This is a genomic window from Actinomadura logoneensis (assembly GCF_003428695.1).
Lineage (GTDB): Bacteria > Actinomycetota > Actinomycetes > Streptosporangiales > Streptosporangiaceae > Spirillospora > Spirillospora logoneensis.
The window spans coordinates 1-6,633 of sequence record NZ_QURH01000122.1 but is presented as its reverse complement, the minus strand read 5'-3'; the positions used below and the strand labels follow the sequence as shown (position 1 = coordinate 6,633).

Sequence of the window (6,633 nt, the reverse complement as noted above, 5' to 3'; positions counted from 1 at the left end):
GGAAGGCGACGGTGCCGACCGGCGCCAGCGCCGGGCCGAACGCCTGCACGGCGGCGCCCGCCACGACCACGGCCAGCGTCCCGGCCAGCACCCGGACCGGGCCGATCCGGTCCGACAGCCAGCCGCCGGCCGGGCGCATCGCCACCGCGAGCAGGACGAACCCGGCCATGCGGTTGGCGGCGTCGGCCTGGGTGAGGCCGTAGTCGGTCTTGAGGTAGGTCGGCAGGTAGACCGAGAAGGCGACGTAGCCGCCGAAGGCCACCGCGTACAGCGCGGACGCCTGCCAGGTGATGCCCAGCCGGGCGGTGGCGGCCAGCCGGCGGGCCAGCGGCTCGGTCGGCACGGTGCGCCCGGGGGCGTCGCGCAGCAGCAGCGCGGCGAGCACGGCGTATCCGGCCAGGACCCCGGCGGTGATCAGGAACGGGGTGGCCATGCCGTGCGCGTCGACCAGCTTCACGGTGGTCAGGGCGCTGATCGCGGTGCCGCCCATCCCGGCGCCGAAGACGCCGATGCCGAGGCCGCGCCGCGCGGGCGGGAACCAGGCGTTGACCAGCGGCACCCCGACGGCGAAGGCGGTCCCCCCGATGCCGAGGAAGAACCCGCCGACCAGCAGCGCCACGAGGGAGTCGTGCCCGGCGAGGCCGAGGTAGAGCACCGGCACGATCGTGGCCGCCGAGACGATCGGGAACATGACCCGGCCGCCGAACCGGTCGGTCAGCGCGCCCACCGGGATGCGGCCCAGGGAGCCGACCACGACCGGGACCGCCACCAGCAGCGACTGCTCGAAGGAACTCAGGTCGAGGCCGTCCTTGAACCGCGGGCCGAGCGGGCTGAGCAGCGCCCACGCCCAGAAGTTCACGGCGAAACCGACGGTGGCCAGCGCCAGCATCAACCACGCCCTGCCGGGCACCGGCGCGTCGGCGGGGGGAGGGCCGCTCTTCGACTTCAACGGCTGGGCCATGTGTTGTCCGTCCTTTTCCACTTCAGGTGGTACGGCGCCCACCGGGATCGCAGGCGCATCGTGGGCCCCTCGCCTGCGGAGGGGGGGTTCATCGATCACTACTGTCCGCGTGCCGGGGCGCCCGGGGCATGGGCCATCGGTCCCTCCCGGCGGGCAGACGGTCCCCGCGGACCGGGACGGTCGTCCCTCCGCAGGCTTCTGACCTGCCCGGCGACCGTCCCGGCGCCCGCGGCCGGGGCGGCGGCGGGCCGCTGTGCCGAGCCGGGGAAAGGTTGGGCCGGACGGCCCTACTCGCCGTCCCGTCCGGCGGGCACGATGGAGGAATGCTCAAGAACGACGCCTTCCGCGCCCTCGACCGGCGGGAGAGCCTGGATCTGCTCGCCAGGGCGCCGGTCGGCCGCGTGGTCTACACCCGGCAGGCGCTCCCGGCCGTCCTGCCCATCAACTTCTCGCTGGACACCGACGCGTCGGTGGTGCTGCGCACCTCGCCCGACTCCGAGCTCGTCCGCGCCATCGACGGCGTCGTGGTCGCCTTCGAGGCGGACGAGTTCGACGCGGCGACCCGGTCCGGCTGGAGCGTGGTCGTCACCGGCCAGGCCACCGTGGTGACCGATCCCGCCGAGCACGAACGGCTGACCCTCGCGGGCCCCCGGTCCTGGATGCCCCTGCGGGAGGCGGTCTTCGTGCGCATCGAGTCCCAGATGGTCACCGGCCGCGAACTGAACGGATCACGCGGCGTCCTCTGACGGATCTGCCGCATCCGGAAGATCGGCCGAAGGATCGGCGGCGTCCGGCTCCGGTGTCGAGTCCGCGCGTGTCCCCGCGCCCGCGAGCGGATCAGCCGGTCACCTCGACCATGCCGTGGGCTCCGGCCTCGGCCCGGCGCATGTCGTGGTCGACGAACGCGTAGTGCCCCGCCTCGGGGAACACCGTCTCGACGAAACCGCCCTGCGCCGGGGCCAGGTCCAGCGCCTGCGCCCCGCCCGGCTGATCCGGCCTGAGCAGGTAGGCGCCCTCCTTGTAGACGGTGTCGAAGACCGTCCCGACGATGTGGAAGGCGACGCCGTCACTGGGGCCTGCGGCGACCAGCCAGAAGCGGGCCCGCTCACCGGCCCTGACCCTCAGCGGACGCTGCGCGTACTGGTTCGCCACGCCGTTGAACGCCCAGGCGTCCGGGGCGTTCTGCCGCATCCTGGCCGTCTGGGCGGCGCTTCCGGGCGTCCCCAGGTAGAGCTGGGACGTGACCAGCACGTACTCGTGGTCGGCCTTCTCCAGGCCGGGCGGGTCGATGACGACGGCGCCGTACATGCCGTTGCCGATGTGCTGGAGCATCGGCGCGGTGCTGCAGTGGTACAGCCACGCCCCGGCCCGTTCCGCACGGAACCGGTAGACCAGCCGCTGACCGGGCGGGATGGTCCGCATCGGCTTGTCGGGGGAGAGCGACCCGGCGTGGAAGTCGATGCCGTGTCCCATGCCGGGGTCGTCGTTCACGAGGGTGATCTCGAAGACGTCGCCGATCCTGCCGTGGAGGGTGGGGCCGGGCGCGGTCCCGCCGAAGGTCCACCTCTGCTGCCGGACGCCGGGGGCCACCTCGACCGTCGCCTGGACGGCGTGCAGCTCCGTCCTGTGGACGGTGCCGCCGGGCGCGGGGGAGAGGTCGGCGGCGCGCGGGCGCCAGCCGGGCGTGAAGGGGGCGGACAGGTCGAGCGCGCCGGGGCCGGCGGCGGACGCCGTGTGCCCCTCGTGCCCGGCCCCGCCCGCCGTTCCGCCACGTGGGGCCCCGGCGGCCGTCGTCCCGCCGCCGGTCACGACGATGTCCATGGTCATCCCGGCCGCACGGTGGCCCGGCAGGGTGCACCACGCCTGGCGGGTCCGGGTGATCCGGCCGACGTCCAGGACGTGGGTGCGGCCCTGGGACAGCATCGGGGTGGTGGGGCCGCCCTCGACCTTGAGGTCGTGCCGCTGGGTGTCGGCGTTGGTGACCTTCAGCCGCAGGGCGGTGCCCGCGGCGACCTCGATCCGGGACGGGCGGATGCGCATGTCGGCGAGGGTGACCTCGACCGTGCGGGTGGCGCCCGTGCCCATGGCGGCCGTCCCGCCCGCGCCGGTGGTCCCGGGCGTGAGGCGGCCGTCGTTCACGACGAGCGCGGCCAGCATGATCAGGACGGTTCCCGCCGCGGCCCCCCACAGGACGGGCCAGCGCCACTGCCGCCGCTCCGCGCCGGTCTCCCTCGCGTCCGGGCGGAGCACGCGTCCGCTGCGGAGCAGGACGCGGACGACCGGGACGAGGAACGCGGCCCCGGACCCGGCGGCCAGGCCCGCCCCCACCCGGCCGAGGGGGCCGGGCACCGGGAGCGCGAGCAGGGCCACCGCGATGTTGAGGGCGGCGAGCCGCAGGGGCCAGCCCCGCTCCAGCACCGCCCGCAGGGCCGCCCGCTCCTTGGGGCCGCCGGTCAGGACGATCGGCAGCAGGTAGGTGAGCGCACCCGCGAGGACCTGCGCGACCATGCCGATCAGCAGCGCCGGCACCAGCGCCGTGACGCCGTCCTGCGCCTGCGCGAGCGGCCGGACGGCCAGCACCACGAGATCCGCCAGTACGCCGACGCACAGCCAGGCCGTGGCGGCGGCCAGCGTCCACGCCGCGCCCTTCGAGATCGCCGGACGCCGCCGCACGGTACAGGCGAGCAACTGCACCGCGAGGCCGAGACCGGCCGCGTAGGCGGCGATGCCGAGGACGGCGGCGGGCCGCGACCCGGCCGCCATCCCGGTGGCCGCGACGGCCAGGCCGCCGCCGGTCGCCCCCAGCACCCGGCGCGCGAGCCGGGTGGTGCGCTCGGCCATCCGGACGCCCAGGACGGTGGGCCAGAGCATGAACAGCGTGCCGAGCACGGGCAGCCCGATCCAGCCGAGCAGCGTGACATGGACGTGGGCCAGCCGCAGCCCGCCGAAGTGCCCGGGGCCCGCCCGGCCGGTGGCCAGCAGCCAGCCCAGGACCGCGCCGGCGACCAGCGCCACGGCGGCGGCCCGGTAGTAGTCGGCGATCGGAGCGAGCCGCCCGCCCAGCGCGCCCCGGCCCATGCGGACCAGCACCACCAGGTGCGCGGCGACGGCGGCGGCCAGCAGCGCGCATCCCGCGCCGGTCAGCACCGGCAGATCGGCCCACACGCCGCCGAGGACGCCCGCCGCCCCGGCGTTGGCCCCCGCCAGCCTCGCGTCGCTCCACCGCCGGTCCGGCCGGCGGGCGTGCAGCATGGCGGTCGCGAAGTGCTCGCTCCACACCATGATCGCGGTGGTGGCCGCGCCGAGCAGGAACAGGTGGACGGCCAGCCAGCGGGCCACCGGCAGGACGGGCTGGGCGCTCGCCGCGACGAGCGCGAGCACCGCCCACGCGGCGACCAGCGCGTGCGCGGCCAGGTGCCGGCCGCGCAGCCCGGACGCCTTGAACCGACCGGCCGGACGGCCCATCCGCACGGCCGCTGGATCACCGTCCTTGCTGGTCACGGTGTTCCTCCCCGCCGACGGCGGCGCTCGGCACGGATCGGACCGGTGAGTCGGACGGCGGCGGAGCGTACGCGCCGTCGGGCAGCAGCGCCGCCACCTCGCGCTGGTAGGGGAAGGATCCGGGAACGTAGCCGCACCACGGCTCCTCGGCATACGGGTCGCCGGTGACGCCGTACGCGCGCGACCGGGATCCGCCGCAGACGCGCCGGAACTCGCACCGCCCGCACCGTCCGCCGAGCATGTCGGCGGCGCGCAGCCCGGTGAACAGGGGCGAGGCGCGGTAGATCTCGGTCAGGGGCGTCTCGCGCACGTCGCCCGCGCTCAGCGGCAGGAAGCCGCTCGGGTGGACCGTCCCCGTGTGCGAGACGAACACGAAGCCGCGGCCCGCGTTGACGTCCAGCGGCGGACGCCGCGCCCGGCGCGTCGCGGCGTCGAGGCCCAGGTCGGCGGCGCGGGCGGTCAGCTCCCGGTAGAGCGGCCCGAGGCGCAGCGCCGCCACGTGGTCGTCGCCGCGCTCGGCCAGCACCCGGCGCTGCAGCGCGACGCGGCGGAAGTGGTGGGCCTCGGTGGTCTTGGCGGGGACGGCCAGGCCGACGTCGTACACGAAGTTGAGGACGTCCTCGACCTCGCCGGGGGACAGCGCGCCGAGGGCGCGTCCGCGTCCGGTCGGGACCAGGAAGAAGGCGCTCCACAGCATCGCGCCGTGCTCGGCGACGAGCCGGACGATGTCCGGCAGGTCGTGCAGGTTGTGCCGGGCGACGGTGGTGTTGATCTGCACCTTCATGCCGAGGGCGCGGGCGGTGTCCCAGGCGTCCAGGGTCAGCCGGAACACGCCGGGGACGCCGCGGAAGTCGTCGTGCACCGCGGCGGTCGAGCCGTCCAGGCTGAGCGACAGGCCCGTCGCGCCGGCCGCGTGCACGGCCCGCAGCCGCTCCTCGGTGAGCGTCGGCGTGCCGGAGGGGGACACCGCCACCGGGACCCCGGCCTCCCGGCCGTACGCGACGAGCTCGTTGAGGTCGGGACGCTGGAACGGGTCCCCGCCGGTGATCACGAACAGCGGGGCGGGCCGGCCGAAGTCGGCGACCCGCGCCAGCAGGTCCTTGGCCGCGGCGGTGTCCAGCTCGCGCGGGTCGCGGCCGGGGACGGCCTCGGCGCGGCAGTGCCGGCAGGCCAGCGGGCAGGCGCGGGTGGACTCCCAGATGACGATGAACGGCCGGTCGGCCGCGTCGTGCCGCTGGTGGCGGACGGCGTGCACGGGACACCTCCGGATCGGTCGCCGCCGGCGTCCGCGGGCTGCGGACGCCGACGCGGCGGCCGGGGGTCAGGAGCGGTCGGAAGGGGAGGACGCGAGCGCGTCCGCGGTGGCGACGAGGGCGGCGCCGAGGCCGGTGAGGGCCGCGCCCAGGCCCGTGACCAGGGTCGTGAGATGCCACGCCTGGTAGGCCGACATCAGCGAGGCGCGCAGCGACTGGCCGGTGAAGGCGGTCTGGCGGAGCTTGAGGAGCTTCTCGTCGTCGCCTCCGGCGGCGTGCAGCTCCGCCGTGATCTCGGCGTAGGCGCGTCCGCCCGTGGTGTGGGCCAGGTTGCCCTGGATGAACCGCGCGTAGGCGTGGGCGTCCGGGCCGGTCTCCACCCGCCGGCCCGCGTAGGCGGCGAGCTCGTCGGGCAGCCCGTGGTCGGGGAAGGTGATCTTCTGGGCGGCCAGCTCGGCCCGGATCTCCTTCCTGCCGCCACGTCCGCGGAGCAGCATGACCGGTCCGGCGGCGGCCAGGCCGACGCCGACCGTGCCGAGCAGGGCGGCGGCCAGCCGGCGGGATCCGTCCATGTCTCTTCCTTTCCGCGGGGCGCCGCGGTCCGCGTACGCCCGGGCGTGTTCTCGGGTCGGTGTCAGCGGTGGGCGAGCCGCAGCCGCCAGCTCTCGGGGCCGCGCTCCAGGTACTCCACGGCGAACGCGCCGGGGTCGCGCCGCTCGATCTGCGCCAGCAGCGGCAGCGGGTCGTGCGGCGCGACGAGCACCATCGCCGAGCCCGCCGGGACGGCGTCCAGCGCGCCGAAGACCGTCGCGTGGCGCAGCGAGTGCGGGACCGTGCGGACGTCCAGCTCGGGTTCGGCGGTGTCCGCCGCGCCGCCGCAGCCGCACGCGCCGCCGCAGCCGCCCGTCCCCCCGCCCC

Annotated in this window: 6 protein-coding genes; 1 reads left to right on the top strand and 5 read right to left on the bottom strand. The window is 76.1% G+C overall.

Translation table 11 applies throughout. From position 1 onward, the window contains the following. Window positions 1–961: MFS transporter (locus DZF91_RS06705; RefSeq protein WP_147341025.1), on the bottom strand; the 961-nt coding region annotated here is incomplete at its 3' end. Window positions 962–1,284: 323 nt separating this feature from the next. Between DZF91_RS06705 and DZF91_RS06700 the strand changes: the two genes are divergently transcribed. Next, on the top strand, window positions 1,285–1,707 hold the full coding sequence (locus DZF91_RS06700) for a pyridoxamine 5'-phosphate oxidase family protein (protein ID WP_117356620.1): 423 nt from the start codon (window positions 1,285–1,287) through the stop codon (window positions 1,705–1,707). 91 nt (window positions 1,708–1,798) lie between these two features. On the opposite strand, the gene DZF91_RS42610 is transcribed toward DZF91_RS06700, so the two are convergent. From DZF91_RS42610 to DZF91_RS06680, 4 genes are all read right to left on the bottom strand, one after another. Next, a complete protein-coding gene (locus DZF91_RS42610; protein ID WP_147341024.1) occupies window positions 1,799–4,462 on the bottom strand; it encodes a multicopper oxidase domain-containing protein in 2,664 nt (887 codons plus the stop codon). Beyond that, window positions 4,443–5,717, bottom strand: coding sequence for a TIGR04053 family radical SAM/SPASM domain-containing protein (locus tag DZF91_RS06690; protein WP_199486452.1), 1,275 nt, complete (start codon window positions 5,715–5,717; stop codon window positions 4,443–4,445). Before DZF91_RS06690 ends, DZF91_RS42610 begins: the two co-directional genes overlap by 20 nt. A 66-nt stretch (window positions 5,718–5,783) precedes the next feature. Beyond that, complete coding sequence (locus tag DZF91_RS06685; RefSeq protein ID WP_117356617.1) at window positions 5,784–6,287, bottom strand: hypothetical protein; 504 nt, start codon at window positions 6,285–6,287, stop codon at window positions 5,784–5,786. A gap of 62 nt (window positions 6,288–6,349) precedes the next feature. After that, the coding region (locus DZF91_RS06680) for a DUF2249 domain-containing protein (RefSeq protein ID WP_117356616.1) at window positions 6,350–6,633 on the bottom strand (284 nt) is incomplete at its 5' end.